Annotated in this window: 23 protein-coding genes, 1 other RNA gene and 1 pseudogene; 13 read left to right on the top strand and 12 right to left on the bottom strand. The window is 48.3% G+C overall.

From position 1 onward, the window contains the following. Positions 1 to 10 precede the first annotated feature (10 nt). The 3 genes from C504_RS0105980 to C504_RS19010 all read right to left on the bottom strand — a co-directional run bounded on the left by C504_RS0105980 (position 11) and on the right by C504_RS19010 (position 2721). Positions 11 to 1864 carry a cation:proton antiporter gene (locus C504_RS0105980; RefSeq protein WP_018688408.1) on the bottom strand — a complete coding sequence of 618 codons (1854 nt, stop codon included), beginning with the start codon at positions 1862 to 1864 and terminating at the stop codon, positions 11 to 13. A 65-nt stretch (positions 1865 to 1929) separates the two neighbouring features. After that, positions 1930 to 2502: an SCO family protein gene (locus C504_RS0105975; protein WP_018688407.1), complete on the bottom strand. Its 573-nt coding sequence runs from the start codon at positions 2500 to 2502 to the stop codon at positions 1930 to 1932. A gap of 84 nt (positions 2503 to 2586) precedes the next feature. After that, entirely contained in the window at positions 2587 to 2721 is a 135-nt protein-coding gene (locus tag C504_RS19010) for a hypothetical protein (RefSeq protein ID WP_256374329.1), read from the bottom strand. Positions 2722 to 2871: 150 nt separating this feature from the next. Between C504_RS19010 and C504_RS0105965 the strand changes: the two genes are divergently transcribed. Further along, positions 2872 to 3357 (top strand): CreA family protein, encoded by a 486-nt coding sequence (locus C504_RS0105965; RefSeq protein WP_018688405.1) that lies wholly within the window; start codon positions 2872 to 2874, stop codon positions 3355 to 3357. A gap of 4 nt (positions 3358 to 3361) precedes the next feature. Here the strand turns inward: C504_RS0105965 and C504_RS0105960 are convergent, their stop codons facing one another. Next, positions 3362 to 5839 carry an ATP-dependent helicase gene (locus C504_RS0105960; protein WP_018688404.1) on the bottom strand — a complete coding sequence of 826 codons (2478 nt, stop codon included), beginning with the start codon at positions 5837 to 5839 and terminating at the stop codon, positions 3362 to 3364. A 105-nt stretch (positions 5840 to 5944) separates the two neighbouring features. Between C504_RS0105960 and C504_RS0105955 the strand changes: the two genes are divergently transcribed. Beyond that, positions 5945 to 6190, top strand: coding sequence for a hypothetical protein (locus C504_RS0105955; protein WP_156815856.1), 246 nt, complete (start codon positions 5945 to 5947; stop codon positions 6188 to 6190). 12 nt (positions 6191 to 6202) lie between these two features. Here the strand turns inward: C504_RS0105955 and C504_RS0105950 are convergent, their stop codons facing one another. Beyond that, positions 6203 to 7837, bottom strand: coding sequence for a chloride channel protein (locus C504_RS0105950; RefSeq protein WP_018688402.1), 1635 nt, complete (start codon positions 7835 to 7837; stop codon positions 6203 to 6205). After that, positions 7834 to 8340 (bottom strand): thioesterase family protein, encoded by a 507-nt coding sequence (locus C504_RS0105945; protein ID WP_018688401.1) that lies wholly within the window; start codon positions 8338 to 8340, stop codon positions 7834 to 7836. The genes C504_RS0105950 and C504_RS0105945 overlap by 4 nt, the downstream gene beginning before the upstream one ends. Positions 8341 to 8456: 116 nt before the next feature. Between C504_RS0105945 and C504_RS0105940 the strand changes: the two genes are divergently transcribed. Together C504_RS0105940 and C504_RS0105935 are read left to right on the top strand one after the other, a co-directional pair. Then, on the top strand, positions 8457 to 9893 hold the full coding sequence (locus tag C504_RS0105940) for an FAD-binding oxidoreductase (RefSeq protein ID WP_018688400.1): 1437 nt from the start codon (positions 8457 to 8459) through the stop codon (positions 9891 to 9893). Between the two features lie 73 nt (positions 9894 to 9966). Continuing rightward, positions 9967 to 13734 carry an AsmA family protein gene (locus C504_RS0105935; RefSeq protein WP_018688399.1) on the top strand — a complete coding sequence of 1256 codons (3768 nt, stop codon included), beginning with the start codon at positions 9967 to 9969 and terminating at the stop codon, positions 13732 to 13734. A 17-nt stretch (positions 13735 to 13751) separates the two neighbouring features. Here the strand turns inward: C504_RS0105935 and C504_RS0105930 are convergent, their stop codons facing one another. The 3 genes from C504_RS0105930 to ssrA all read right to left on the bottom strand — a co-directional run bounded on the left by C504_RS0105930 (position 13752) and on the right by ssrA (position 15003). Next, on the bottom strand, positions 13752 to 13970 hold the full coding sequence (locus tag C504_RS0105930) for a ribbon-helix-helix domain-containing protein (protein WP_018688398.1): 219 nt from the start codon (positions 13968 to 13970) through the stop codon (positions 13752 to 13754). Then, on the bottom strand, positions 13970 to 14512 hold the full coding sequence (locus tag C504_RS0105925) for an SspB family protein (RefSeq protein ID WP_018688397.1): 543 nt from the start codon (positions 14510 to 14512) through the stop codon (positions 13970 to 13972). The genes C504_RS0105930 and C504_RS0105925 overlap by 1 nt, the downstream gene beginning before the upstream one ends. Positions 14513 to 14631: 119 nt before the next feature. After that, positions 14632 to 15003: a transfer-messenger RNA gene (ssrA, locus tag C504_RS18515) on the bottom strand. Between the two features lie 112 nt (positions 15004 to 15115). Between ssrA and C504_RS0105920 the strand changes: the two genes are divergently transcribed. The 7 genes from C504_RS0105920 to C504_RS0105890 all read left to right on the top strand — a co-directional run bounded on the left by C504_RS0105920 (position 15116) and on the right by C504_RS0105890 (position 21075). Next, the gene (locus C504_RS0105920) at positions 15116 to 15424 is read left to right on the top strand and encodes a DUF2853 family protein (protein ID WP_018688396.1); all 309 of its coding nucleotides are present in this window, start codon (positions 15116 to 15118) and stop codon (positions 15422 to 15424) included. Positions 15425 to 15540: 116 nt separating this feature from the next. Further along, a complete protein-coding gene (locus tag C504_RS0105915) occupies positions 15541 to 16335 on the top strand; it encodes a thymidylate synthase (protein WP_018688395.1) in 795 nt (264 codons plus the stop codon). Beyond that, positions 16332 to 16889 carry a dihydrofolate reductase gene (locus tag C504_RS0105910; RefSeq protein WP_018688394.1) on the top strand — a complete coding sequence of 186 codons (558 nt, stop codon included), beginning with the start codon at positions 16332 to 16334 and terminating at the stop codon, positions 16887 to 16889. The genes C504_RS0105915 and C504_RS0105910 overlap by 4 nt, the downstream gene beginning before the upstream one ends. A 246-nt stretch (positions 16890 to 17135) precedes the next feature. Continuing rightward, on the top strand, positions 17136 to 18263 hold the full coding sequence (hflK, locus tag C504_RS0105905) for an FtsH protease activity modulator HflK (protein ID WP_018688393.1): 1128 nt from the start codon (positions 17136 to 17138) through the stop codon (positions 18261 to 18263). Beyond that, on the top strand, positions 18263 to 19186 hold the full coding sequence (gene hflC / locus C504_RS0105900; RefSeq protein WP_018688392.1) for a protease modulator HflC: 924 nt from the start codon (positions 18263 to 18265) through the stop codon (positions 19184 to 19186). Before hflK ends, hflC begins: the two co-directional genes overlap by 1 nt. Further along, entirely contained in the window at positions 19186 to 19374 is a 189-nt protein-coding gene (locus tag C504_RS0105895) for a DUF2065 domain-containing protein (RefSeq protein WP_018688391.1), read from the top strand. Before hflC ends, C504_RS0105895 begins: the two co-directional genes overlap by 1 nt. A gap of 162 nt (positions 19375 to 19536) precedes the next feature. Beyond that, on the top strand, positions 19537 to 21075 hold the full coding sequence (locus tag C504_RS0105890) for a Do family serine endopeptidase (RefSeq protein WP_018688390.1): 1539 nt from the start codon (positions 19537 to 19539) through the stop codon (positions 21073 to 21075). 35 nt (positions 21076 to 21110) lie between these two features. Here the strand turns inward: C504_RS0105890 and C504_RS0105885 are convergent, their stop codons facing one another. Together C504_RS0105885 and serB are read right to left on the bottom strand one after the other, a co-directional pair. Next, complete coding sequence (locus C504_RS0105885; protein ID WP_018688389.1) at positions 21111 to 21689, bottom strand: GNAT family N-acetyltransferase; 579 nt, start codon at positions 21687 to 21689, stop codon at positions 21111 to 21113. Further along, a complete protein-coding gene (gene serB / locus C504_RS0105880; protein ID WP_018688388.1) occupies positions 21686 to 22573 on the bottom strand; it encodes a phosphoserine phosphatase SerB in 888 nt (295 codons plus the stop codon). Before serB ends, C504_RS0105885 begins: the two co-directional genes overlap by 4 nt. 87 nt (positions 22574 to 22660) lie before the next feature. On the opposite strand from serB, the gene miaA reads away from it, so the two are divergent. Both miaA and C504_RS0105870 read left to right on the top strand, forming a co-directional pair. Then, positions 22661 to 23569 (top strand): tRNA (adenosine(37)-N6)-dimethylallyltransferase MiaA, encoded by a 909-nt coding sequence (gene miaA / locus C504_RS17300; protein WP_018688387.1) that lies wholly within the window; start codon positions 22661 to 22663, stop codon positions 23567 to 23569. 99 nt (positions 23570 to 23668) lie between these two features. Next, positions 23669 to 24454: a GGDEF domain-containing protein gene (locus tag C504_RS0105870; protein WP_018688386.1), complete on the top strand. Its 786-nt coding sequence runs from the start codon at positions 23669 to 23671 to the stop codon at positions 24452 to 24454. A gap of 833 nt (positions 24455 to 25287) precedes the next feature. Here C504_RS0105870 and C504_RS19070 read toward each other — a convergent pair. After that, positions 25288 to 26163 (bottom strand): annotated as a pseudogene (locus tag C504_RS19070) (ATP-binding protein); the annotation flags it as partial. Positions 26164 to 26635: the final 472 nt, after the last annotated feature.

The raw sequence follows: 26635 nt of genomic DNA, 5'->3' as shown, positions 1-26635 counted from the left end.
GTGTGTTTCTTTATTTCGGCAATTTAGGATCGGGTAATTTCTTTTCGGTTTTTATCTTTACCGCTTCTTTTTCAGGTTTGGCCATCGCAAAACTCATAATCACATCTTTTGGCTGTGGTTGATGGTCCTCAAGCGCTTTGCCGGGGATCAATTTGCCATCTGGTTTGCGCCATAGCACAACATGCGTGCCTTCTGGGCGTGTGTCCTGAAATTTCTCAAAGGTGAATTCATCGGTGATGCGTGTTGATTGGAATGTCCAGCCTTCACGTGTTTTTTGTTCAAGCTCATCATAGCTGATGCCGGGCGACATTAATTGCCTGCCGCCAAGTGTGAAGCTGAGTGCTTTGCGTTCTGATTGCTCTTTATAAGCACCGATTTGGAACACATGACTGCGGCCCATTTCTGGTCCAAAATCCGTGCACACCAAGGCATTATAAGCATCATTATCGCTTACCGCGATCAATGTTGAAAACTTGTTGAGTGCGAGGTGATGGTGAGAGTGCTCAGACAAGACATCGCCAAAATGTACTGGAATATCTGCGAGCCTTGCCTCGGACAGGTGGTTCCAGTTTGAATCTGAAATGGTGACCGGAATTTCCATTGCTTGAAGACGTCTGGCAAGTGCGGTGGACCATTTTGATCCGCCAACAAGCAAGACGCCAGGCTTTTCCGTCGTTTTAAGTCCAAGCGCACTCGATAGGGGCGATAGTGAAAAGCCGTGGAGTAGAATAGAGCCGACAACAACGGCAAAGGTGAGGGCAATCATGCGCTGCCCGTCTTCAACACCAGCGGCAACCAAAGAGGCACCGAATAGGCCTGCAACGGCGACGGCAACAATACCGCGCGGTGCTATCCAGCCAACCAAAAGACGTTCTTGCCATGTCAGGCCAGTTCTGATGGTTGCGATGGTAACGGCGATGGGTCTGACGACAAAGAGCAGAAGCACCACGAAGGCAAGTGCGTTCCAATCAAGTGTTTGAATGGTTTCCCAATCAAGCGCTGCTGTGAGCAAAATGAAAACGCCAGAGACGAGAAGGACGGTGACGGTCTCTTTAAATCGGCGCATTTCTGTCAGGGAGGCGATGCGTGTATTGGCAAGCGTGATGCCCATCACGGTGACAGTGAGAAGCCCAGACTCTTCTAAAATCATGTTTGACACAGCAAACAGCGCAAGGACGGTTGTAAAAAGCACCGGTGCTTTAAGATAGTCTGGAATGAGGCCTTTTATGAAGGCGCGTGATAATAAGTATCCAGCCGCATAACCAATAATGACCGCAAAGGCGAAGGCTGAAACGACATTCAGAATAATCGCGCCTGCACCATGGCCATTGACGCTTTGGGTCGCCAGAAAAACCTCGAAAGTAATCACCGCTAAAAGCGCGCCTATCGGGTCGTTGACGATGGCTTCCCAGCGTAGCATTGAGGCAGGGCGCTGCGAGAGTTTTGCCGAGCGCAACAGCGGCATAATAACGGTTGGTCCGGTGACAACCAATATCGCACCGAGCACCATGGCAGCAGGCCAAGCCAAGCCGCCGACATAATGGGCTGCTAAAAGCGCGCCAAGCCATGTGAGCGGTCCTGCAATGAGGATCATCCGGCGCACGCCTTTGGAGGTTTCAGATATTTCACGGAAATTGAGCGTAAGCCCGCCTTCAAAAAGAATGATTGCTACTGCTAAGCCGACAACGGGTTTGTAAATTTCGCCAAAATCGGTGCTTGGATCAATAAAGCCTGTTACTGGGCCGGCGATAAAACCAGCAAGTAATAAGAGGACAATCGCTGGCAGTTTAAAGCGCCATGCCAGCCATTGTGCACCGATGCCAGCAACGCCAATTGCCGCCAGTTTGAGTGCTACATCTTCCATGTTCGCTCACTTTTTTTGTTCGACTAACTCACTCATATGAGCCAGTCGCTCAAAAATGCAAGCAATTAGCTGCCAGCAAGGTTGCGGAGCTTTTGAATGGCTGTTTCAGAATTTTCGCCCCAAGCGATGGTGGAACGGAAATCACCGTTGGAATCGAGCAAGAAAATGGATGCTGTGTGGTCCATTGTATAGTCGCCATCTTCAAGTTCTTGGCGCTTATAATATATGCCATAGCCCGACGCCATGGCGCGCACTTTATCAGGATCGCCTGTAATTGCTGTGACGCGGTCAGTCACGCTTGAGACATAATTATTCAAAATCTCAACGGTGTCGCGCTCTGGGTCAACCGTGATGAAGAACGCTTCGATGTTTTCGCCATCTTCGCCCAAAGTTTCCAGCCAGCCATTTAACTCATAGAGTGTTGTTGGGCAGATTTCAGGGCAATGCGTGAAGCCAAAAAACAACGCAGATGGCTGCCCTATAAATGCTTCCTGTGTAATTTTTTCGCCTTGGCCATCAACAAGTTCAAACGGTACGCCATAAGCCTCGACGCTATTTTGTGTCTGTTGCCATTGATAGAAAACCACACCTAAAGCCGCGACAAGCGCGACGATGAGAACGGAAAAAAGAATACGCATAAAAGTGCCCAATCATTAAATGTTGGATGTTGTATAGGATGTAAAATTTATACTGCCTATGCGCAAATTAGCGCAGGTTCGGGCCTAAAGACACCAAGCAAGGCCAGATTGAATGAGCGATGCCATCATCTGTTTGCCGGTGCCAAGCCAAGTGGCAAAAGCCAATAACGAAACGACAATGATCAGGCCGCTGGCGGCGATCATTTGCTTTGTCATCATTTGGTTTGCTTGCTTATGGTTTTGCATGGTTCGATCATAACCGCATAATCATTGCAACGCTAGGTATGTTTTATTGTGTCGCATCACTGATAATCTTTGTTTTGGGAACTATATAGAGTTTAGATCGTTTCTAACGTCATGGAGAACATAATGTTACGTCGTTTCACAGCCGCAATACTTACCCTAGCCATCAGCACATCATCTAGCCTTGCCGAAGAAGTCGGTGAAGTGAGCGTTGATTGGCTTGGCAATGATATTGTTATCGAAGCTGTGAGTGATCCAGACGTTGAAGGTGTGACGTGTCATATCAGTTATTTTGACCGCGGTATTATTGACCGTTTGCAAAAAGGCAATTGGTTTGAAGACCCTTCAAACTCTTCTATTGCGTGCCGTCAAACCGGACCGATTAAAATCGGCAAGATTGAACTGGACGAAGGTGGGGAAGAGGTTTTCAAGCAGCGCCGCTCGATCATCTGGAAACAGCTTGTTGTCAAACGCATCTATGACAAGAAAAACGACACACTGATCTATCTGTCACATTCAAGACAAGTGCAGGAAGGCTCGGCAAAAATGAGCATGTCTACTGTGCCGCTTTATGGCGCTGAGGTGGATTGGGCAGAAGGTAAGCCGGAATAGCGGCTTAAGCCTTCTCTACAAACCCATCTAAAACCTTTTTCTCGCCAGCCTTATCAAAGGTAACGGTCAGCTTGTTGCCGTCAATTTCGGCAACATTGCCGTTGCCAAACTTCATGTGAAAGACGCGGTCGCCAACTTCGAAAGCAGAGGGCTTGTCTGCAACGGATTTGGCGACGAGTTCGCCCTCGATCATATTGCCTTTTATTGAGCCGCGCCCTGCGCCGCGGCGGCTGTCTGTTTCGCCATAACCGATACGTTCGACATTGGCGCCAGATCGTGAGCCCCAATTGTTGCGTGTTGCATCTGTTTTATTGGCCTGTGCGCGGGCCCAGCCCGGTGTTGAATAGGTGTTTTCAAACGGCTCAGCTTTATCAAAACGCGATTGACCATAGCCGCCATTACCGCCGCCATAGCTGGAGGGTGGGTCGGCAACATCAACATGCGCAAGTGGCAGTTCATCCAAAAAGCGCGATGGAATTGTGGATTGCCATAGGCCATGAATACGGCGGTTGGAAACAAACCAGATGTGGCAATTGATTTTAGCACGGGTCAAACCAACATAGGCGAGGCGGCGCTCTTCTTCTAAGCCGTTGCGCCCACCTTCGTCCAATGAACGTTGGTGCGGGAACAGACCTTCTTCAAAGCCCGGCAAAAAGACGGTTTTGAATTCGAGACCTTTTGCAGCGTGCAGCGTCATGATCGAGACTTTGTCATCGTCTGGATTTTGCTCAACATCCATCACCAGCGACACATGTTCGAGGAATGAGCGCAGGCTTTCAAACTCACTCATAGAGGTGATGAGTTCTTTCAAGTTCTCCAAACGGCCCGGTGCCTCTGCGCTGCGATCAGCCTGCCACATGCCGGTGTAACCACTTTCTTCCAAAATGGTTTCGGCGAGCTCCGTATGTTCGGTATTTTCCAGCGCTTTTGCCCAACGCTCGAAATTAATGACGACTTCACGCAATGCGGCACGAGGCTTTGGTTTTAAATCGGTCGATTCAATAAGCTCAGCAGAAGCGGCAAGCATCGGAATGTTTTTGCGCCGTGCATAATCATGGATCAGCCGCACGGAGGCATCGCCAAGGCCGCGCTTTGGTACATTGATGATACGTTCAAAGGCTAGATCATCGGCCGGTTGGCAAACAACACGGAAAAACGCCATTGCGTCGCGGATTTCCAAGCGTTCATAAAAACGTGGGCCGCCAATGACGCGGTAATTGATGCCGCTCTTGATAAAGCGTTCCTCGAACTCGCGCATTTGAAATGATGCACGCACCAAAATCGCCATTTCGTTGAGATCGTGTTGATCGCTGTGAAGGCGCTCGATCACTTCGCCAATGGCGCGGGCCTCTTCTTCAGAGTCCCAAGCAGCGTGAACCTGCACCTTTGGATCATCAATGTCGGGATCATCGGTGAAGAGCGTTTTACCAAGGCGGTCTTCATTATGGCTAATGAGGTGGGCAGCAGCTCCTAGAATATGTGCGGTTGAGCGGTAATTGCGCTCCAGCTTGATGACAGCTGCGCCCGGAAAATCTTTTTCAAAACGCAAAATATTGTCGACTTCTGCGCCGCGCCAGCCATAAATTGACTGATCGTCATCGCCCACGCAGCAAATGTTTGTTGGCGTGCCTTTGGGCCGCTGCGACAAAAGCCGTAGCCACATATATTGCGCCACGTTGGTGTCCTGATACTCGTCCACCAATATGTATTTAAACTTGGCGTGGTATTCAGCCAGCACATCGGGGTGATTTTTTAATATGCGGATTGGGTGACACAATAGATCGCCAAAGTCGGCAGCATTAAGCGTGCGTAGACGATCCTGATAGGCTGTGAACAGTTCGCGTCCTTTTCCATTTGCAAAAGCGCGTGCATCGCCTTCGGGAATATCGGCTGGGCCCCAACCTTTGTTTTTCCAGCTATCCATCAAATGCGCAAAAGTGCGCGCTGGCCAACGCTTATCATCAATGCCTTCGGCTTGGATAAGTTGTTTGATCAGGCGAATCTGGTCGTCCGTATCAAGGATGGTAAAATCTGATTTCAGGCCCACCAGTTCGGCGTGCTTGCGCAAAATCTTCACGCCGATGGAGTGGAATGTGCCAAGCCATGGCATGCCTTCAACAGCGCCGCCAACAAGAACGCCGATGCGCTCTTTCATTTCGCGTGCCGCTTTATTGGTAAAGGTGACGGCAAGGACCTGACTTGGCCATGCCAAACCTTGGCCTAATATATGCGCGATACGGGTTGTCAGAACACGGGTTTTGCCCGTTCCTGCTCCAGCCAGCACCAAGACAGGGCCTTCAACGGTTTTTACCGCTCGGCTCTGTTCAGGGTTTAAGCCATCAAGATATTGCGGTGTTGCACGGGCTGCCATTGCGCGCGCAGCAATGCCGGACCCGCCTCCATGATTAGGGGCAGGGGCGGCGTTATTTCGAGATGGTGCTGGACCATCATCGAATGGTATGTCATCGAACGGGTTGCTCATTTGTTCGCAATGTAATGATTCGGCGGACAATTGCGAGTTTTTAGTGGAAAATTGGAAGAGATGTTAACGCTTTGGTAGCATGTTTTACATTATCGTTACCGCATTATGACAGTATTTAATAAAATCTTTGTCGGATGCGCTCTAATCTTGGCTGGTATCACAGTTGCAAGTGCGACAACGATGTCCTCTGATGCGAAGATTATTAAATCAGCTTTCACACAAGCCAGCTCAATTGATTTCATGGTAACTGGCGGATCTAAAACCCAAACACCTAAAGGTGTTTTGCGGCATTTAGATGCTTGTGATGCCGATTGTCAGGCGAAACGCCTTGGTCTTACTTTCGATAAATAAAGTTTGCTTTGCCTAGCGGTGTTCTTCCACGCTGGCATCAATCAAAGCCTTGTTGAAATATCGCAGCGCGTTAACCTGCAAAGCCCAAGCTATAATTTTTGTTTCGTCACGCTCATCAACAACAGGCAGGCGTTGATAGCCGCCAGCATCAAATGTGCGCAGCGCAAAATCGATCGAATGGGTTGGTTTTAACACAGGTGTTCCTTTTTCAGGATCAATTGTCTCCGGTTCAAGGCCGGGCTCCACGACATCCATAAAGTCCATTACTTTTTTGGTGCGCATGATCGAGCGGTGCGGGCCTAAATGGTCAAACAGACCACGCATTTCCAATTGCCAATGGAAATATGACAAGCCATGCAGCGCTTGGTTCACACCGTGAGCAATTGCCACGCATAATAATAATGCGATGGAGAGGCTGTAGCCGCCCGTCAGTTCAAACACGATCATTGTGGTAGAGATAGGTGCGCCAAGCACGGCGCCTGCCACAGCGCCCATGCCCAAAATTGCATAAAGTCCGCCGCTCGATGCAAGATCAGGGAAGAGGCTTCCGGCAATTAATCCAAATGCGCCGCCTGTTGCTGCGCCCAGAAATAGAGCAGGGGAGAAAATGCCGCCGCCAAAGCGTGATGCAAGTGTTATGGCCGTTGCAAATGTTTTTGCGATGATGAGTGTGAACAAGAGCCATAGCGGCAATTGATTCCATAGCATCTTGTCGGTGACTTCATAGCCAACGCCAAGAATATGCGGCAAAAACATTGCCATGATACCCACGACTAAACCGCCAACAATCGGGCGCATCCAAATGGGCATCTTTATACCGCGCGCGACATATTCAGCTGAAAATAGGGTGAATTGGAACAGCACAGCGACAAGGGCACAGACAATGCCGAGCAGTGCAAATGCTGGGAACTCCCAATAGGATGTGATCTGATAGATTGGAATGAGAAATGTTGTTACTTCATCAAACCATAGGCGCGACAAAACAGTGCCAACGGTTGAAGCAATTACAATCGGCACGAACGAACGCATTGCATAGTGTTGCAGAATAACCTCGTGCGCAAATAAGACACCGGCAATGGGTGCGTTAAATGAGGCTGATATGGCACTGGCGACGCCTGCTGCCAGTAATGTTTTAGAGCACCATTCAGGTAATTTTTGACGATGTGCGATAAAACTTGCAAGCGTTGCGCCCAAATGGACGATTGGCCCTTCACGACCTGCGCTTGCACCCGCACCAAGCGAAATTGCGCTGACCAGTGCTGACCACAGCCCTTGTGTTAATCCAAGATTTCTGCCCGTTGTCGAGCGTGCTTCAATAACATCTGAAACATTGCCTGCACGGCGCGTATGAAGAAAGCGCAATAATTGCCCAACAATGAGGCCGCCAATTACAGGGGCTAGAAAAAGCCAAATAGTTGATACGTTTTGGGCCGCTGTCAGAGTGTCTTCGCTGCGGTTTTTGAGCCAAGGCCATTGTACAATGCCGATCAGTTCGCGGAAAGCGATAGCGGCCACGCCAACGGCGGCACCAATGAGCAGTGAGAGAATCCAGATATTAAGTGCTCGGGAGCTTTTGAACGTATCGAGGTTGGGCTTAATCCAGCTTATCAAGATTGTCGGTAGTTTTTTTATAATGGCCCAATTCATGACGCTGCATTTTCTTTTGAACCAATGGCGATAGGTTGGCCCGCTTTGGCAGGGCGTTGCAAGCTTAAATGCTTGTCAGCCATCGTTTTGATGTTGCTCAAAATGTCGGCTGGGAAGGGCGCAACCTTCGGCCCGCTCGCATCAATGTGAAGCGTCAAGGTTTCGCAGGTTGCTGCGACAGTGCCGTCCTCAAATTGAAGCTCTTGCCAAGTGTGAATGCGCTTTTGATCATAATTCAAAATTTGGCAGGTTGCTGTGAGTTTGGTGCCCTTGTGCACTTCGCGCAGATAGTCAATTTTGGTTTGGCCAGTATAGGTCGTCATGTTGCGGGTTTTGACATATTCCTCGGTCACGCCGAAGGCATAATGGAAATCATCAAAAGCTTTTTCAAACATGACAAGGTAATATGCCATGTTGAGATGCCCGTTATAATCTATCCAGCTGTCTTCAATATCCACTGCCTTAGAGGTAAAGGGCATAGGGCTGTGAAAATCATCGGACATTATGCTTTCAATCGCTTTTTGGTGGTGGACACAAGAGCGTGGTAACGGCACATTACGAAACATAACATAAGCAGCAAGTCAAATTGCTGAAAAATTGAAATTCTTGAATTATTTCAATGAATTTTATTGGTGGAGGAACGTCGTTGGCGCTCAAAGATATTGTCGAAGTTAAACGCAATGATGCTGGTATTTCTACGGCTGTTGGTATTTTAAAACAGGCTTTTGGCGAGGCGTTTCAAACAGGTGAGGCTCTGCGTGCGCAGCATGCGCATACGACCACGTATATACCGGCACAATTGCCTGACGGTGTGTTGTTTGCAAAATCATCTGATGATGTACAAAAAGCTGTAGAAATTTGTGCCGAGCACAAGGTTCCCATCATTCCCTTTGGTACTGGCACGTCGCTTGAAGGCGGGGTCAATGCACCTGCGGGCGGTATTTCAATTGATGTTAGCCAGATGAACAAAATCATTTCGGTTAATGAAAGCGATCTAGACTGCGTTATTGAGCCGGGTGTTACGCGCGAAGATTTGAATACATATTTACGCGCATCTGGGCTTTTCTTCCCTATTGATCCGGGTGCCAATGCCAGCCTTGGCGGCATGACAGCAACGCGTGCATCGGGCACGAACGCAGTGCGCTACGGTACGATGAAAGACAATGTTTTGGCGCTTGAAGTGGTGCTGCCCAATGGGCGCAAGATCACAACGGCGCAGCGCGCACGCAAAAGCTCTGCTGGTTATGATCTTACACGGCTGATGGTTGGCTCTGAAGGCACGCTCGGCATTATCACGCAGATCACGCTTAAATTGCAGGGGATACCGCAGGCAATCACCGGCGGCGTGTGCCCGTTCCCAACGCTTGATGCGGCGGTTGAGGCGGTTATTTATACAATTCAAATGGGCCTGCCTGTTGCCCGTATCGAATTGGTCAATGCACTACAAATGCAAGCGATGATTGATTATTCAAAACTTGATTTTGAACCGACGCCTTGTTTGTTCCTAGAGTTTCATGGTTCTGAAACCGGCGTTGCAGAACAAGCTGAGATATTTAATGAAATCGCTGCTGATCTTGGCGGCGGCCCGTTTAAATGGTCAGCGGTCCAAGAAGAGCGAACCAAACTGTGGAAAGCGCGTCATGATGCTTATTGGGCAGCGCTTGGCTTGCGGCCCGGCGCAAAGGCAATATCCACGGATGTGTGTGTGCCGATCTCGCGATTAGCGGACTGTATTCGAGATACTGAAGCCGATATCGAAGAGCTTGGTTTGATTGCGCCAATCGTTGGACATGCGGGCGATGGCAATTTTCATGTTTTGCTTTTGATTGATGAAGAAAATCCAGAAGAAATTGCGATGGCGGAAAGTTTTGTTGAGCGCTTGAATGGGCGTGCATTGGCGATGGGCGGCACATGCACTGGCGAGCACGGTATTGGGCAAGGCAAAATGAAGTTTCTAGAGGTGGAACTTGGCGGCGCTGTTGATGTTATGCGTGGTATCAAGCGTTCTATTGATCCAGACAATATTATGAATCCAGGTAAGATTTTTACGCTATGATGCAGAAAGATTTTTCGCTGTCCTTAAAATGTCAATTTGACAGCGCAGGCTTACGGAAAATCAGGGGTTAGGGTTGCGTTTATTTGTTCTAATCGGCGGTATGATCGTACTGGTGCTGCTTGCAGCGCTGGTCGGGCCGTATTTTGTCGATTGGAGCGGTTATCGTGATCGATTTGAAGCCGAAGCATCACGTATATTGGGCCAAGAAGTGCGGGTTGAGGGCAGCGCATCGGCGCGTTTAGTTCCTTTTCCGTCTGTCACTTTTTCCGATGTTCGGGTTGGCCCCAAAAATGCGCCCAATGTAACGGTTGAAAAGTTCTCAATGGATGTTGAGCTTGCGCCTTTCTTGCGCGGTGAAATCCTGATTTTCGATATGAATTTTGTGTCGCCTGTTGTTCGCCTTGATTTAGACGAAGACGGCAAACCACAATGGGATTTTCCGCTTGAAGCGCCTGTTGACCCTGCTCAAATCATTTTGGAACAGGCCAGCTTTAGCGATGGTACAATTGTGGTGCGTGATCAAAAGACCGCACGGCAATGGGATTTTGTTTCACTCAACGGCACGGCAGCGGCGCAAAGCCTGTTCGGGCCTTGGCGGGTTGAAAGCAAAGGTTTTGTGCGCGGTGAAGCTTTTGAGGCGCGTATTTCAACGGGCAATCTTAATCGTGAAGGATTTTCGGCGCGCATTCAGGCGATGCTGCCAGAAAGCAAGTTTGAACTGATTAGTGAAGGACGCATTGCAGCGCCCTCAACGGAGCGAGAAAGCTGGTATTCTGGCACTTTCTCCATCAAGCCAACTGCTAAACGGACACAGAACTATCTGATCGAAGGTCTGTTTGAAGCCGATGCGCGCTCTTTGAAAATCGAACAATTTCGCGGTGATTTCGGTGCGCTCGATGATCCTTATACGATCAATGGAACAGCCGAGATTGATGGCGGTGAAATCCCTTCATTCAACTTTCAAGCAAAAGGCAATCAGGTAAGTTTTAATGACGCGGCTGACGGGGAAGGCGCACCTGTCTCTTTATCGAACCGATTAGCAGAGATTCAAAGCGTTCTTGCCGCGCTGCCTATACCATCTATGGCGGGCACAATTGAGCTTGATTTACCAACGATTGTTGCAGGCAGCACGACCATTCGAGATTTGACGTTGCGGGCTGAACCAAAATCGGGTGCTGTTGGCAGTGTTTGGGATATCAAGCGCCTTGAGGCGAAACTTCCTGGCCGGACGGTTCTTGAAGGAAGCGGTACGTTGGTGCTTGGCGAAGGTGAAGCTGCGGCGGCGGGCACATCATTCAAAGGTGATTTGGTTGTGGCCTCGCGCCAGCCCTCCGGTCTTGCTGCATGGCTTACCGATGACATAGACGAAACAATTCGCATGATGCCTAATGCAGGATTTTCGGCGCAGGTTGAGCTAAACGCAGAACAGCAAATATTTAGCGAACTTGAGCTTGTGCTTGGTGCTGCACAGCTAACAGGACGTATTGAGCGCAAGGAAAGCGCATCATCCATGCCGTATATTTCTGTTGATCTTGCGGGGGACAATGCACGTTATGAAACACTGGATGCACTGTCTCGTGTCTTGTTTGGCGCAGGCAGTGGAGCATCAATATCCGGCCATGATATCGACGCGACATTTGATCTGACCAACCCACATATCAAAGATCTAGAAATGGGTGCGTTAGAAGCGGCATTGCGGGTGCGCGGTGAACGCGTTGAAGTGGATAAGCTCTCCATACGGGACATTTTTGGTGCTGCAGTTTCTGCGACTGGAACGCTTTCTGGGTTAGAAGATCAAGTTGGTTATAATACGAATTTTGATGTGAGTTTAATTGCGGCGCAAGGAGCGCCCTTTATGCGCGGGCTTGCGCGCATTTTTCCAAATGTCGCTTTCTTGGACACATTGCAGAGCGTTGCTGTGCGTGATGCTGCAGCTTTGCAAGATACAAGTTTGAATGTTGTTGGTACGGCTCTTCTGCCTGCCGACGATAATGGGGAAGTGTCAGTAAGTGTTTCGGGGCAGATCGGTGGCTCTGATATTTCTCTGACGACCACGATTACTGGCGCATTACTTGATCCGGAAAAGGCAGGTATTTCCCTTAGTGGTACGGTGTCTAACCCTGAAGCTTCGATTTTATTATCGCAAGCCGGCTTTGACGTCTTGCCTTTGCGCTTACTGGGTGAGGGGCAAGTCAAGCTGAATGCTTTGGGCAATCTGGTCGAAGGGTTAAGCACAAGGTTTAGCCTTCAAACATTGGATAGTTTTGGCAGCGCTGAAGGTGTTTTGAAGCAAAATGTTTCAGGGCTTGATTATGTTGGTGCAGCGCGCGTTCAGAGCAAAGATGCCGAGCCGTGGATGGATGTGCTTGGCTATGTTTTTCCTGCAACTGGACTTGGCACGCCATTGGTCGGTGAAGCGCGTATCACGCTGCAAGATGGCAGGTTGGCGCTGTCTGATTTATCGGGCCAAGTTGCGGATAATAATTTTGCGGGCAATTTAACCATTGCAAATGAGCGCTCGAAACGCCTGTTTGAAGGCACGCTGAAGCTGTCACAACTTGATCTGGGTTTCTTGGCTGAAATATTGACTGGTCGTTATGATCTATCAGATGAAGCCAGCCTGTTTAGCAACCCGCTTTATACGGATAACGCACTTGATGTGCGTGTGTCAGCCGAGAATCTCACAGCGATGGAAAACAGCGCAACTGCCGCGCAATTGCGATTAATATACCGTGATAACGCATTGTCTTTGCGCGAAATTCAGGCAGCGCTCTTTGGCGGCAATGTTACGGGTTCGCTTGATGCACAAAATGATAATGGTGCGGTTTTATTCAATAGTAATATACGTCTTCAAAATGCTGATTTGACGCATTTTGCGACAGCGCCATTATCCGGTGTTGAAGCCAATGGCGCTGTGACACTTTCTTTGACAGGGGCTGGCAATAGCACAAAAGCGCTTGTTAATTCACTGGCAGGCTCGGGTGTTATTGCAACGGATAATCTAATATTGTCGGGGCTAAACGGCGAGGCGTTACCGCCTGTTTTGGATGCTGCCGATGAAATCGGCTACCAGATAACGGACGCACAAATCACCAATATCGCGGCGATGTTTATACCGTCTGGTAGCGTGTCATTGCCGCCACTCGAATTGCCTGTGTCCGTCAATAATGGCCGTTTGAGCATTGACAATATTGCCGTGCAACTTGACCATTTTGCTCTTAACGGCGCGTTTTCATTGGCACTTGGCGAGCAAGCAATGTCAGGTGAGGCGCGTATTACTTATGATGTTGGCGATGACATTATTGCGGGTTCACAGCCAGAAGTTGTCGTGTCGATGAACCAAGCCAAAGGACAAGAACCGATCATCGTTGAGCGTGATTATGCATTGCTTACGTCTTTTATTCGTCAACGCGCATTGGAACGAGAGCAAGCACGGGTGGAAGCCCTGCAGGCACGATTGTTGGAGAAGCAGCGCCTTCGCCGACAGGTCCGCTATCTGAAATATCTTCAACGAGAAAACTTCGTGCGCAGCGAAGAAGAGCGACTGCGTGAAATCGCTGCAAAACGCTTGGCGGTTATTCTTGAGCGGCGCAGACAAGAGCAGCGGGTTTTAGAAGCACAACAAATATTGGATGAGCAAAAGCTGCTCGAAGAAGCTGAGCGCCAACGCATTGAGGCCGAGCGCAAGCAAGCCGAAGAACAAAAACGTGCAGAAGAAGCAGCGCGCAGGGCGAATGAAGAAAAACCGGAGCCGCTAGATGATGGGCTGACCGAAAATCCTTTCGGGCCACGCCGCAACGATTCAAACCTGTTCCAAGATTTAGAATTTGATTCTAACTGAATTGAGATGCGCGCAGTTTAAAGACGGCCGTTCTTGGCGGCCTCTAAAACATAAAGCCTCAATGATGACGATAGATTGCTGTCGCGCGGGCGCTCATTATCTATTTTAGTCACGAGCGCTGCGATAGAAATATCGTCCTGTTCGGCTAAGCGACATAAATCATCAAAGAAAATGTCTTCAAGCGAAAAGCTGGTGCGGTGCCCAGAAATTGAGATGGATCGCTTGCGCGCCAGCATTATTTCTTTTTGCGGAACGAATCGAGTGAAACAACATCAGCAGAATTGTCGCCGCCTTCATCCGAAGATTTGTCATCTTCGGCGGTTGTTTCTTTGTCGTCCGCTTCATCATCAGATGCAGGGTCCTGTAGGACGGGCTGCGCTGTGCCAATGGCAGTAACGCTCGCGTCGCCATCCTCTTCTGCCTGTTCGACATCAAATTCGAGTTCAAAGTTGACAGACGGGTCGTAAAAACCGCGGACAGCTGAATAGGGAATATAGAGTTTTTCAGGAATGTCAGAGAATGAAAGACCTATACCAAAGCCTGTTTCATTGACCTCAAGCTCCCAATATTGGTGCTGAACAACAATTGTCATCTGCTCAGGATATTGTTCTTTGATTCGGTTTGACACTTTGACGCCTTGAGCGCCGGTCAAAAACGTAATGAAAAAATGATGGTTGCCTGGAAGGCCAGTCTTGTCGACCTCAGACAGCACTTTGCGAATAACGCCGCGCAGGGCATTTTGTACGAGAATGTCATAGCGCAGAATGTCTTCTGTCATCTTTCGGGTGCTTTCCACTTCATTATTACAATTGCAGATGTGCGCCGAACGAGGGTTGAGGTCAAGAGGCAGGCACGCTGCTGATTACAATAAATGTATGGAAATGGGCAGAAAATGAAAGTGCAGGCTTCTGTTGCCAGGTGCCTGCGAACCCCGCCTAACAGTGCGAACCGTTAGGAGTTAGTGTGAAGCTGTCGCACCGCAATTAAGCAGCGAGACGTGCTTCCGCGTAGTTGTCGTTTGCAACTATACAAATGACCCGATAACGGCGGTATCATGCCGAGTAAAAGTACGCTCTTTACGCCCTCGTCGATCCTATTTCGCCCCCAGCATCAAAAGTTCCCGTGCACAATGTCACTTAAGAACTGTTGGTGGTGGAGGCGCCGGGTACCGCCCCCGGGTCCGAATGGTTTATTACAACGCCAATTTATCACCATAGCTGGCAAGCCAGCAGTGCTTATATAGATGTTATGTTTATGAAATTAAAGCCCCAAGTTTAGTCCGGCGCTTGACTTTACGTAGCTGTTAAAGAACATTCTCACGGAACGTTTATTTATACTGGACTATTTAGTCCATCACTGGTCCATTCATGAGGGGAAATTTATGAGCGACTATCTAGGTGACGTGCAGCGTTATGATTCGGGCGCAAATGAAGATGTTGTAAGCAAAATTGTAAAGCATTTGGGAATTGCGCTTCGCAGCCGCGATGCTTCTTTGGTTTCATGCAGTGATAAAAGCGAACTTGATCGTGTTATTGAAAAATGGTGCGGCAAAAAACTTGGTATGGATGCAGCTGCAGGCAGCGAAATTGTTTCTAAAGTCTGTGAAGAAATGTCCGGTGACCGCAATAAAGCGCGTGTGACATTCTATTACCTTGTTGCAAAACATGCAGGTAAACTCGGCGATCTCTAATGATTGTTGATTTTGAATAGATGAAGCCTCCGCTTGCGGGGGCTTTTTTGTGCGTATCTTTGCCTTGGAAAAGTCATTTGTGGATTTTCCGCAAGGAATCGTAGAAAGCTTGATCCATGCAACAATATCTCGATCTAATGTCTCATGTGATGGAAAACGGCACCGATAAGGGTGATCGTACCGGCACAGGTACGCGTTCCGTTTTTGGCCATCAGATGCGTTTTGATTTGCGTGAAGGCTTCCCGGTCGTCACAACCAAAAAGCTTCATTTGCGCTCAATCATCATCGAACTTTTATGGTTCTTGCGCGGCGACACGAATATTGGCTGGCTGCAAGATAATGGTGTATCCATTTGGAATGAATGGGCCGATGAAAATGGTGATCTTGGGCCTGTTTACGGCTATCAATGGCGGTCATGGCCTGCGCCGGATGGCACGAGCGTTGACCAAATTGAGAAGCTTGTTGATGGGATTAAGAATAATCCAAATTCACGCCGCCATATTGTGAGCGCTTGGAACCCAGCATTGGTTGATGAGATGGCATTGCCGCCTTGCCATTGCCTGTTTCAGTTTTATGTCGCTGACGGCAGGCTTTCGTGCCAGCTTTATCAGCGTTCGGCGGATATTTTCCTTGGTGTACCATTCAACATAGCGTCCTATGCGCTTCTTACTCATATGATTGCGCAGGTCTGCGATCTTGAGGTCGGTGATTTTGTTCACACGCTTGGGGATGCGCATTTATATTCAAATCATTTTGAGCAGGTCAAAACTCAACTTGCACGCGCGCCGATGGCTTTACCGCAGTTGAAGATCAATCCCGATGTGAAATCGCTTTTGGATTTCAAGTTCGAGGATTTTGAAATTGTGGGTTATGAATCGCATCCGCACATAAAAGCGCCGGTGGCGGTATGAAAAACATAGAACCTCATATCGAAATTGTTGTTGCTGTTTCTCAAAATGGTGTGATTGGCCGCGAGGGTGATATGCCTTGGCGTCTGTCGGCCGATTTGAAGCGCTTCAAGTCGCTGACAATTGGAAAACCCGTAATAATGGGGCGCAAGACGTTTGAAAGCATTGGTAAGGCTTTGCCGAACCGGTTAAATATCGTCATTACCCGTGATGCTGATTGGCACGCTGATGATGTGATGCGTGTTGGTTCAATCGGTGCGGCTGTGGATTTGGCGTTAGCACATCTTGAAAGCGCTGAACCTGATCCCGATGATCTGGAAGCGCCGCTGCCTGATGAAATATGTATGATTGGCGGCGGACAAATCTATGCGCAGGCTATTAATATGGCGCATACGCTTTATGTGACGCATGTTTTGGCCGAAATCGACGGCGATACACATTTTCCAGAAATTGATGAGAATTTATGGTTGGAAGTGTCCAGCGAAGATGTGCCTAAAAGTGACAAGGACAGCGTTGAGACACGATTTGTCATTTATGAACGTAAATCTGCCGAATAGTTTGTTTTAACCAAGTTTTCTTTATGTAGCGTGGTTGCGCTCAATCTGCCGCATGGACCAATTTGACCGTGTTAAAATTCTGGTTTTTGCTCATAAATGAGACGTTTTGTAGCATTACGTGAAGTTTGCTTGTTAAAGGCAACGAAAATCGCGCCTTATGCGTTGAAACTGGTTAAGCTGCCACCTAATATACACATAACGGCTCTGCACTTGCGGAGCTCTATTTATTCGTTTGAGAGGATTTTGATGCCCTGGAGCAATCAGAACGGTAATGGCGGCGGAGGCCCTTGGGGCGGCGGCGACAAAAATAATGGTAGTAACGGCGATAATGGCGGCCCTTGGGGCAATGGTCCAAAGCGCCCGAGCAATGGCGGTGGTAATCAACCGCCTGATCTAGAGGATATCATTCGGCAGGGACAGGATCGCTTAAGAAAAGCTATTCCTGGCGGTGGTGGCCGTGGAACGAATGGTGCCTTCATTGTATTGCTGATTTTAGGCGCACTTGTGCTTTATGCCATGCAAGCCTTTTATCAGGTTGATACTGATGAACGCGCTGTGGAGCTGCTTTTCGGAAAGCCAAAACAAGAGCTTTCACAGCCGGGTCTTCATTTCCACTTCTGGCCGATTGAGACTGTTGAAAAAGTCAAAATCGTTGAGAAACAAGTCGCTATTGGTGCAGGCACAAGCCGCTCCGGTTCAACAGGTTTGATGCTTTCAGGTGATCAGAACATCGTGGATGTTCAATTTGCGGTTCTGTACTCAGTGATTAACCCGCAAGATTATCTGTTCAACGTTTCGCGCCCAGATGATGTTGTGCGTCAAGTGTCTGAAAGCGCGATGCGTGAAATCGTTGGCCGCCGTCCGGCACAGGACGTGTTCCGCGATAACCGTGCAGCGATTGCTGAAGATGTTCGTACATCGATGCAGACAACGCTGGATAGTTACGGCGCTGGTATTCAGGTGAATACAGTTTCCATTGAGGATGCTGCACCGCCACGCGAAGTTGCCGATGCATTTGAAGAAGTGCAGCGTGCCGAGCAGGACGAAGACCGTTTCCGCGAAGAAGCAAACCAGTATTCGAACCAGAAACTGGGTGCTGCACGTGGTGAAGCAGCGCAGATACGTGAAGAAGCCTCTGGTTATGCAACGCGTGTTGTTCAAGAAGCTCAAGGTGAGGCAGCCCGCTTTATCTCGATCTATGAGCAATATAAGTTGGCACCGGAAGTAACGCGCAAACGTCTCTTCTTGGAGACAATGGAAGGCGTGCTGCGTGATTCTAATAAGATCATCATGGATAAAAATGGCAACGGTGTCGTGCCGTATTTGCCATTGCCTGAGGTTCAGAACCGCCGCACAGACGGAGGAAACAACTAATGAACAGCAATAAATTACCAATAATAGGCGCTGTGCTTATTGCGATTCTTCTCGCAATTTATGCGTCCGTTTTCGTCGTCAATGAACGCCAGCAAGCGGTTGTATTGCGCTTTGGTGAAATTCAGCGGGTTCACACAGAGCCAGGTCTTTATTTCAAAGCACCTTTAGCTTTTGCTGGCTTTGATACTGTTCAGCTTATTGATGACCGTCTTCTTCGCCTTGATTTAGAAGATACACCGCCGGTTCAGGTTTCTGGTGGCCGTTTTTATGAAGTTAATGCGTTTTTGACTTATAAAATTACGGATGCTCGCCGGTTCAGAGAAGTTGTTTCTGGTGATCTTGCGTCAGCGGAAGCGCGTTTGAAAACGCGTTTTGATGCGGCACTTCGCCGTGTTTATGGTTTGCGTGGTTTTGAAGCGGCATTGTCAGAAGAACGTACACAGATGATGACGGAAGTGCGCAACTTGCTCACATCCGATGCAACGTCTTTGGGGCTTGATATTAAGGATGTGCGTATCGTGCGCACCGATTTGACATCTGAAGTTTCACAGCAAACCTATGACCGTATGAAAGCCGAGCGTTTGGCTGAAGCGGAACTTCTGCGTGCACGTGGCCGTGAAAATGCGCAGGCAATTCGCGCGATTGCGGATCGTCAGGTTGTCGAGACTGTTTCTGAAGCACAGCGTGAATCAGAAATATTACGAGGCGAGGGCGATGCAGAACGTAACCGCGTTTTTGCTGAAGCCTTTAACCGTGACCCAGAGTTCTTTGAATTCTATCGCTCAATGGCAGCTTATACAGCGGCATTACAGCAATCAGGAACGACTCTTGTATTGTCACCTGATTCTGAATTCTTCCGCTATTTTGAAAATGCGGATGGTGTAAAACCAGCGGCTCCTAACCCAGCGTCTAACAACAATTGATGCTTAGCACTTTGATTACCGCCGTAGGACTTGTTCTCGTTATTGAGGGCCTGTTCTACGGCGTTTTTCCATCAGCCGCCAAAAAATTGGCTGAATTACTCGAAATGACACCGCGTGACACCATTCAGACAATGGGTATTGCGATGGCTTTTGTCGGTGTTGTTATTGTATGGCTTGCACGTGGGTAATCGAAGGTTCGTTTCATGAACTTTTTAGAAACTAAATATGCGTGTTTTTTCACTTTGTCGTTATCTGCCCTATGCGGGAACGAAGTTCGGCCTTATTTCTTCTAAACAATAGTATTTGAACAGGGCAACGGCCAACAGGTCAAAGCTTCTATGGAGGACTATATGAAAATTTCTGAGCTTGGTGCGCAGTTGCGCAGTGGCATGGCGCGCACCACGATTGCTGCTTTATCGGTTGCAACAATTGCGGGAACTGTGCCTGCATTTTTGCCGCAGGCATCGCTTGTGACGCCAGCATATGCACAATCTGGCCCCGTCTCATTGGCAGATCTTTCAGAAAGCCTGATTGATTCTGTGGTGAATATCTCAACGTCACAAACTGTTGAAGCATCGTCTGGCGACCGCAATGTTCCACGGCCTCAATTGCCGGATGGTTCACCGTTTCAGGAATTTTTTGACGAGTTCTTTGAAAACCAGCCAGGCAGTGGCTCATCTGGTCCCCGTAAAGTCCAGTCTTTGGGATCAGGCTTTGTTCTTGATGCAGAAGAAGGCATTGTCATCACCAACAACCACGTGATTGCAGACGCCGATGAGGTGGTTGTGAACTTTAATGACGGATCACGTGTTGATGCGGAAATTATTGGCCGCGACCCGAAAACGGATATTGCGGTGCTTAAAGTTGATCCAAAAGCACATCCTTTGAAGGCTGTGAAATTTGGTGATTCAGATGCAATGCGTGTTGGAGATTGGGTTCTTGCAATTGGTAACCCGTTCGGCCTTGGCGGCACAGTGACAACCGGTATCGTTTCTGCGATTGGCCGTGATATCCAGTCCGGCCCTTATGATAATTTCATTCAGACCGATGCTGCTATTAACCGTGGTAACTCCGGTGGTCCTTTGTTCAATATGTCGGGTGAAGTTATCGGCATTAACACAGCGATTATTTCACCATCAGGTGGCTCAATTGGTATTGGTTTTTCCATTCCATCAGAGCTTGCGACCAATGTTGTTTCGCAATTGCGTGAGTTTGGCGAAACCCGCCGTGGTTGGCTTGGTGTTCGTATCCAGCCGGTGACAGACGATATTGCTGAAAGCCTTGCGATGGATGATGCCAAAGGCGCGCTAGTCGCTGGTATTATCGAAGGTGGCCCTGTTGATGACGGAACAATTTTACCGGGCGATGTGATCGTTACTTTTGATGGAAAAGAAATTGACGAAATGCGGGACTTGCCGCGTATCGTGGCTGAATCTCCCGTTGGCAAAGCTGTTGATGTTGAAGTTATCCGCAAGGGCAAAAAAGAAACATTGCAGGTAACGCTTGGCCGTCTTGAAGATGGTGAAAAGCTGGCTTCAGCGGAAGATGGCGATTCTGATGACGAAAATGGATTGGAAGAGTCATCTGTCGAATTGTTCGGCATGACGCTTAATACGCTTAATGATGCAACGCGCGAGACTTTTGGCATTGGCGACGATGTGGTTGACGGTGTTGTCATTACAGAAGTCGCAGAAGGTTCTGCTGCTGCCCGCAAGGGTGTGAGCGCTGGTCAAGTGATTATGGAAATTGCGCAAGAAGCGGTCAAAGAACCGGAAGACATTGTCGATGCAATTGATAATCTGAGAGATGAAGATCGCAAGAATGCACTTCTGATGATTGCCGATAAAGACGGTAACTTACGTTTTGTGACAATCCGCATTGATGGCTAAATTGGCCGAATTGTATATGAATGAAAGCGGCGGGTTTAACCCGCCGTTTTTTGTTTAAGCCATTCATCGCGTGTAATGGCATAAGTGTTGTGGCGGCGAAGTTCTGCGCGCTCATCTGGAATGCTGGGGTGGTCAAATTCGCGGGCCTCATCCAAGCGCATGCCGATGCGGTCCATAACCGCAAAAGACTTTGCATTGCCTTGCACCGCAAAGGCCATGATTTCGTTTACGCCAATCACTTCAAAACCATATTCGAGAAAGGCGCTTGCGGCTTCTGTGGCATAACCCTGATGCCAAAACTCGGGCAGGAAGCGCCAACCGATCTCGGTGCCGGGCCCATTTGGAAAATCATCGCGAACAGCTGCAATGCCCGCCATGCCGATGACTTGGCCAGTTTCTTTCAAAGCTACCGCTGTCCAACCATAACCATTCTCTGTGATCAAATTGGCAATGACATTCATAAGCTGGTCGGATTCTTCGCGGCTGCGGCGATGCGGGAAAAACGCCATGACTTGCGGGTCATTACTCAGCCGGAAAAAGGCATCGCCGTCTTTGGTTTTATCCCAATGGCGTAAAACAAGACGTTCTGTTGTGACCTTGTCACCTGGTTTCATTGTTCAAACTCGTTTGCATGATAACCTTGGATATAAAGAAGCGCCGTTAAATCACTATGGTCAATGCGAATATCGGCTGCTGCGGCAACAGCAGGTTTTGCGTGGAGCGCAACACCTGTTCCAGCCAGATTGAGCATCCCCAAATCATTGGCACCGTCACCAACAGCAATGGCATCGTTTGGTGTTAGGCCTAAACGGTTTGCAATATCATTGAGCGCATCCACTTTGGCTTGTTTGCCAAGAATAGGCTCGCCAACTTTTCCTGTTAATTTGCCATTAGCATGCAGCAATGTGTTGGCACGGTTTTCTTGAAATCCGATCATTTGCGCTATGCGGCTTGTAAATTCTGTGAACCCGCCGGAGACCAGTGCGCAGTAAGCGCCATTTTTGCGCATGGTGCGAACAAGTTCTACGCCGCCGGGCATGAGTTCAATTCGAGTCGCAATAACCTGATCGATCACACTGACCGACAAATCTTTCAGCAGCCCGACACGTTCTTTAAGGGCTGCATCAAATTCGATTTCGCCGTTCATGGCGCGGGCTGTAATGCCCGATACTTGTTCTTTCAGACCCGCTTCTGCGGCAAGCTCATCAATGCATTCTTGGCGGATCATCGTTGAATCCATATCAGCGATGAGAATTTTCTTTGCCCGTTGGCTATCCATAGGCTGGATAACAATATCAATGGGGGCTTGGCCGATGATGTCTAAAACCGTCTGCCTTATTTGTGAACTTTCACCCTTTGGGCAAAATAAATCGAGGGCTTCACCATCTTTCAGCCAATCGATCTTTTCGCAATTGAGTGCAGCCGAACATCGCAGTGCGATCTCTTGGGTGATCAATGCGCTCGACTGAGGGGCGATGAGTGTTGCGAAGAATGACATTATCAATTGCCTTTATGCTTGCGGGTAGGCTGGTCCTATGCCAACTCAATTAGCATCGCAATAGTAGCAGCATCGGGCAGGGTGAAGGTGAGCACCAACAGCACAGAAAACAGTAATTTTCCTTGGCGTAATGCGACATTGCTCGCAGGACCAACGGCGAGTGGAAAATCGTCGCTGGCGCTTGATATTGCGCGCAAAAATGATGGCATCATTATCAATACTGATTCAATGCAGGTCTATGATGTTTTGCGGGTGTTGACCGCCCGCCCAAGCATTGAAGATGAAAAGTCCTTGCCGCATCATTTATACGGCCATATTGACCCTGCATCACCATATTCAACGGGCAATTGGCTGCGCGATGTTGAAGGACTGCTTTCCACACTGCCACCTGAGCAACATGTTATTTTTGTTGGCGGTACGGGTTTATATTTCCGCGCGCTGCTCGGCGGGTTATCACCCATGCCAATGGTTAATGATGAAGTGCGTTTGCATTGGCGTGAGCGGCTTATTCATGAAGGTGCGGTGGTGCTGCATAGAGAGTTGGAAAAGCAGGATGCTGATGTTGCTAAAACGCTGAACCCATCCGATGGGCAACGCATTGCTCGTGCCTTGGAGGTGATTGATGCCACCGGAAAATCTATTTTATGGTGGCAAAACCAAAAAGGGCAATCATTGGTCGCCGCTGAAAGCGTTGACCGCATTGTTATCGAACCAGATCGTGAAATTCTGAAAACACGGATTGCAAAGCGCTTTGATCAAATGGTTGATGAGGGCGCGCTTGGCGAGGTTGAGGCTATCAATGCGCTTGAAATCTCAAGTGCCATGCCTGCTATGAAGGCAATCGGTGTTAAGCAGCTGAGTGATTACCTCGCAGGCACTCAAACACTCGACACTGCAATCGAGCTGTCCAAGATTGCCACACGCCAATATGCTAAGCGACAAATGACATGGTTTCGCAATCAACTTGGTGATAATTGGCGACGCGTTCAGCTTTAATTTGTACTATTCGCGAATACATTAAATTCGATTTAGTTGCTTAATACTCTTGCAAGAATACTGTTATAGTTAGGTCTTGCGAGTAGGTAGATTAATAATATGCGACTTCACAAAACTGAAATAGTTTTTCTGGGTTACGCCGCCTTGACGGCGACGGCTACGTATTTGATTTTTCTGTTGAAGCAATATTTGGATAACCGGATTGATGTTGGTTATGCAGATTTAAGTGCTTTGAGCGATATTAATACAATGTTGCTTGGCGCACTTGCTATCATGATTTGTGGTTTGGCGATTGCCATGCTTGGTATTTATCCAGCGCTTCGCTCTGCCTTGAAAGAACGTGGGCGCTTGTCGGAAGTCACGCAGGATCTTACAAAAAAGAGTGCCACTTACCAACATGCTGCATTAACCGATCCTCTTACAGGGCTTCATAATCGTCGCTATTTTGATGATGCCATAGAGCAATATCTACAAGAATTTGGTGCGATCGATTATCCGCTTGGTGTTGTTCTTCTCGATTTGGATCATTTTAAAAATATCAATGATACATATGGTCATGATGTGGGCGATGATGTGTTAAGGGCTATTGCACGATGTCTGCTTGATTACACACGTCATCATGATGTCGTAGCGCGTGTTGGCGGGGAAGAGTTTGCCATACTCGCACCAAATTTAGATGTGACCGCTCTTAATAAACTCGCAAATCGTATACGTGTTGCGATTTCCGAAATCACTTTCAAATCAGGTGAAGCTTGTTTTCAAGTTACGTCATCAATGGGGATGACGATTTGGGACGGTAAAGAAAAAGCCGCGGCGCTTGTAAAGCGCGCAGACAAAAATCTTTATGTTGCAAAGACCGGTGGCCGCGACCGCGTTGTTTCTTAAATCTAAACAAGCGGCTATTGTCCTCCGTAATAATTATTTTGTGCTGTAACTTACGATTTCCTAAAACGACTAATAATGCTGTTCGCATTACCTGTGCGAATCTCTGGTGTTGGTGAAGCAGATTGCCGTTGGCGGATTGCATCATTCGGTTGCGCTGATGCTGAGCGCAGCGGTGTCGTTTCGGCAAACAAGTTTTGTCTGACCGTGTCAAACCTATCGGATGAAGGCTTCTGCGGCATTATTGATGCTGGTTGTTCATCCACTAAACTTGCACCGAGGGGCGCGGCATCCATCATTGAATCTGAATCAAATTGGCCTCCTGGGAAACGAATTTTCTGTAAAACTGTGCTGATATCAATTGGAATATCAACATTGTCATCCTTGCTGCCAACTTCCTCCATGAGGTGATTGGCGGGCAACTCATGCTTCGGAATATTGATAAACCGCATACGCATTGGCGTGTTAACGCCTTGACCGAACATGATCGCTTCACGGTTGGCAAGCGATGGCAAGAAATTGAGATAGGATTGTGATGCGCCAGCAATTGCTTTTCGCACGATGTCTTGGTCGACATCATTGCCAAGCCGCATCGCAACAAAAGTGTTGCATTGGGATAGAATTGTTTCGTCTAATTCACCTGGACGCTGTGTTACAACACCGAGACTGACGCCATATTTACGGCCCTCCTTCGCAATTCGCGCAATTGCTTGGCGCGTTGGTGCAAATCCATCGGCCTTATTGGCAGGTATGTAGCGGTGTGCTTCTTCGCATAAAACCAGCGTCTTAATTTTTGAATCGCTCCATACGGCGAGGTCAAATGCGAGACGGCAAAGCACGGATACGACCGCATTAACAACTTCTGACGGAATGCCGTTGAGCTGGAATACGGTGATTGGTTTGCCGTTAGCTGGGACACGGAATATTGTCGATAAAACGCCGTCTAAATTATCTTCAATCGCCTTGTTTGAGAACATAAAACGAAAGTTTGGGTCGCTTGTCAAAGCGTTGATGCGGGCAAGCAATGATTTCAAAGTACTGCGTTGTTCAGCAATGCCCAGTTTCCCCAAAGTATCGTCAATCATGCGAGCAAGATCAGATATGCGGTATGGGATGGGCGTGTCAGCCGTAATGCCACCGCTGTCTTTTTGTGAGCGGCGAAGCGATGTTTTGTCATCACCTTTAAAAAGCTGTTTTGCGCGCGGGATTAAATCACGCAAAATATCCACTTCGGCAGGGATATGCTCGTTTCCGCGAAATAGAACCTCAACAAACTCTTCCAGCTTGAAAGCCCAAAACGGCAAATCAAGATTAGATTCTGTGATCACAATCGATTTGTCGGGGAAAGCTGAGGAGAATTCATTGTGTGGATCCAATATGAGGATACGCATGTCGGGGCGCTGCTCGATAATTTTACGCATGAGAAGCGTTACTGTTGACGATTTGCCAACGCCTGTAGTTCCCACCACAGCGAAATGGCGCGAGAGCATTGCATCTATCGCAATGAGAGCTGGAATGTCAGAGTTCTGCGACAGGGTGCCAATTTTTACGGCTGATGTATCGCTGTTTTCAAAAACAGCAGATAAATCTGCACTGCGAATACGGTGAGCAACCGCGCCTAAATGCGGGTAGGCCGAAATGCCGCCATTAAAAAACGGTTTTCCTGCGGCATTATTCGTGATTTCGCCAACTAGCTCCACATGAATCTTCATTCGGTTGTCGCCATCAAGGCTCCAGCCGTCATCGTCAGATTCGACTTTATATAACATGCCGATGGTGCGTACGCCGTCACCGACAGAAATAGAGATCAACATGCCTACCGACCAATAGTCTTCGCTGGCCGAATCTTCTTTGCGTTTAATTGCAGATATGACGGCATGCATACCGTCACATTCAATCACGTGTCCTTCTGTTCGGTTTCTTATTACAGAACCGTCAGGCGCCATTTTTATACGGCTTTGGTCTCTAGAACCGACTATAGTATGGCCAATTTGCTCTTCGTTATTCATATCTTATGCCCCGCGTCGCGCCATTTTACACCTTTGTGGTTAACGAGACACTATCGCCGCAAAAATTGAACTCAAAACATCTTATGTTGAAGTTAATTTCGGGCTTGACTGGACGTAATCGCATGCTAGTTTTCAAATCATGACCAACATTTTTCTTATTGTGGTGGGACGGCGT

It is taken from the genome of Ahrensia kielensis DSM 5890, from assembly GCF_000374465.1.
GTDB lineage: Bacteria > Pseudomonadota > Alphaproteobacteria > Rhizobiales > Rhizobiaceae > Ahrensia > Ahrensia kielensis.
The sequence above is the reverse complement of the archived record's forward strand: the minus strand, read 5'-3'. Positions and strand labels throughout refer to the sequence as shown.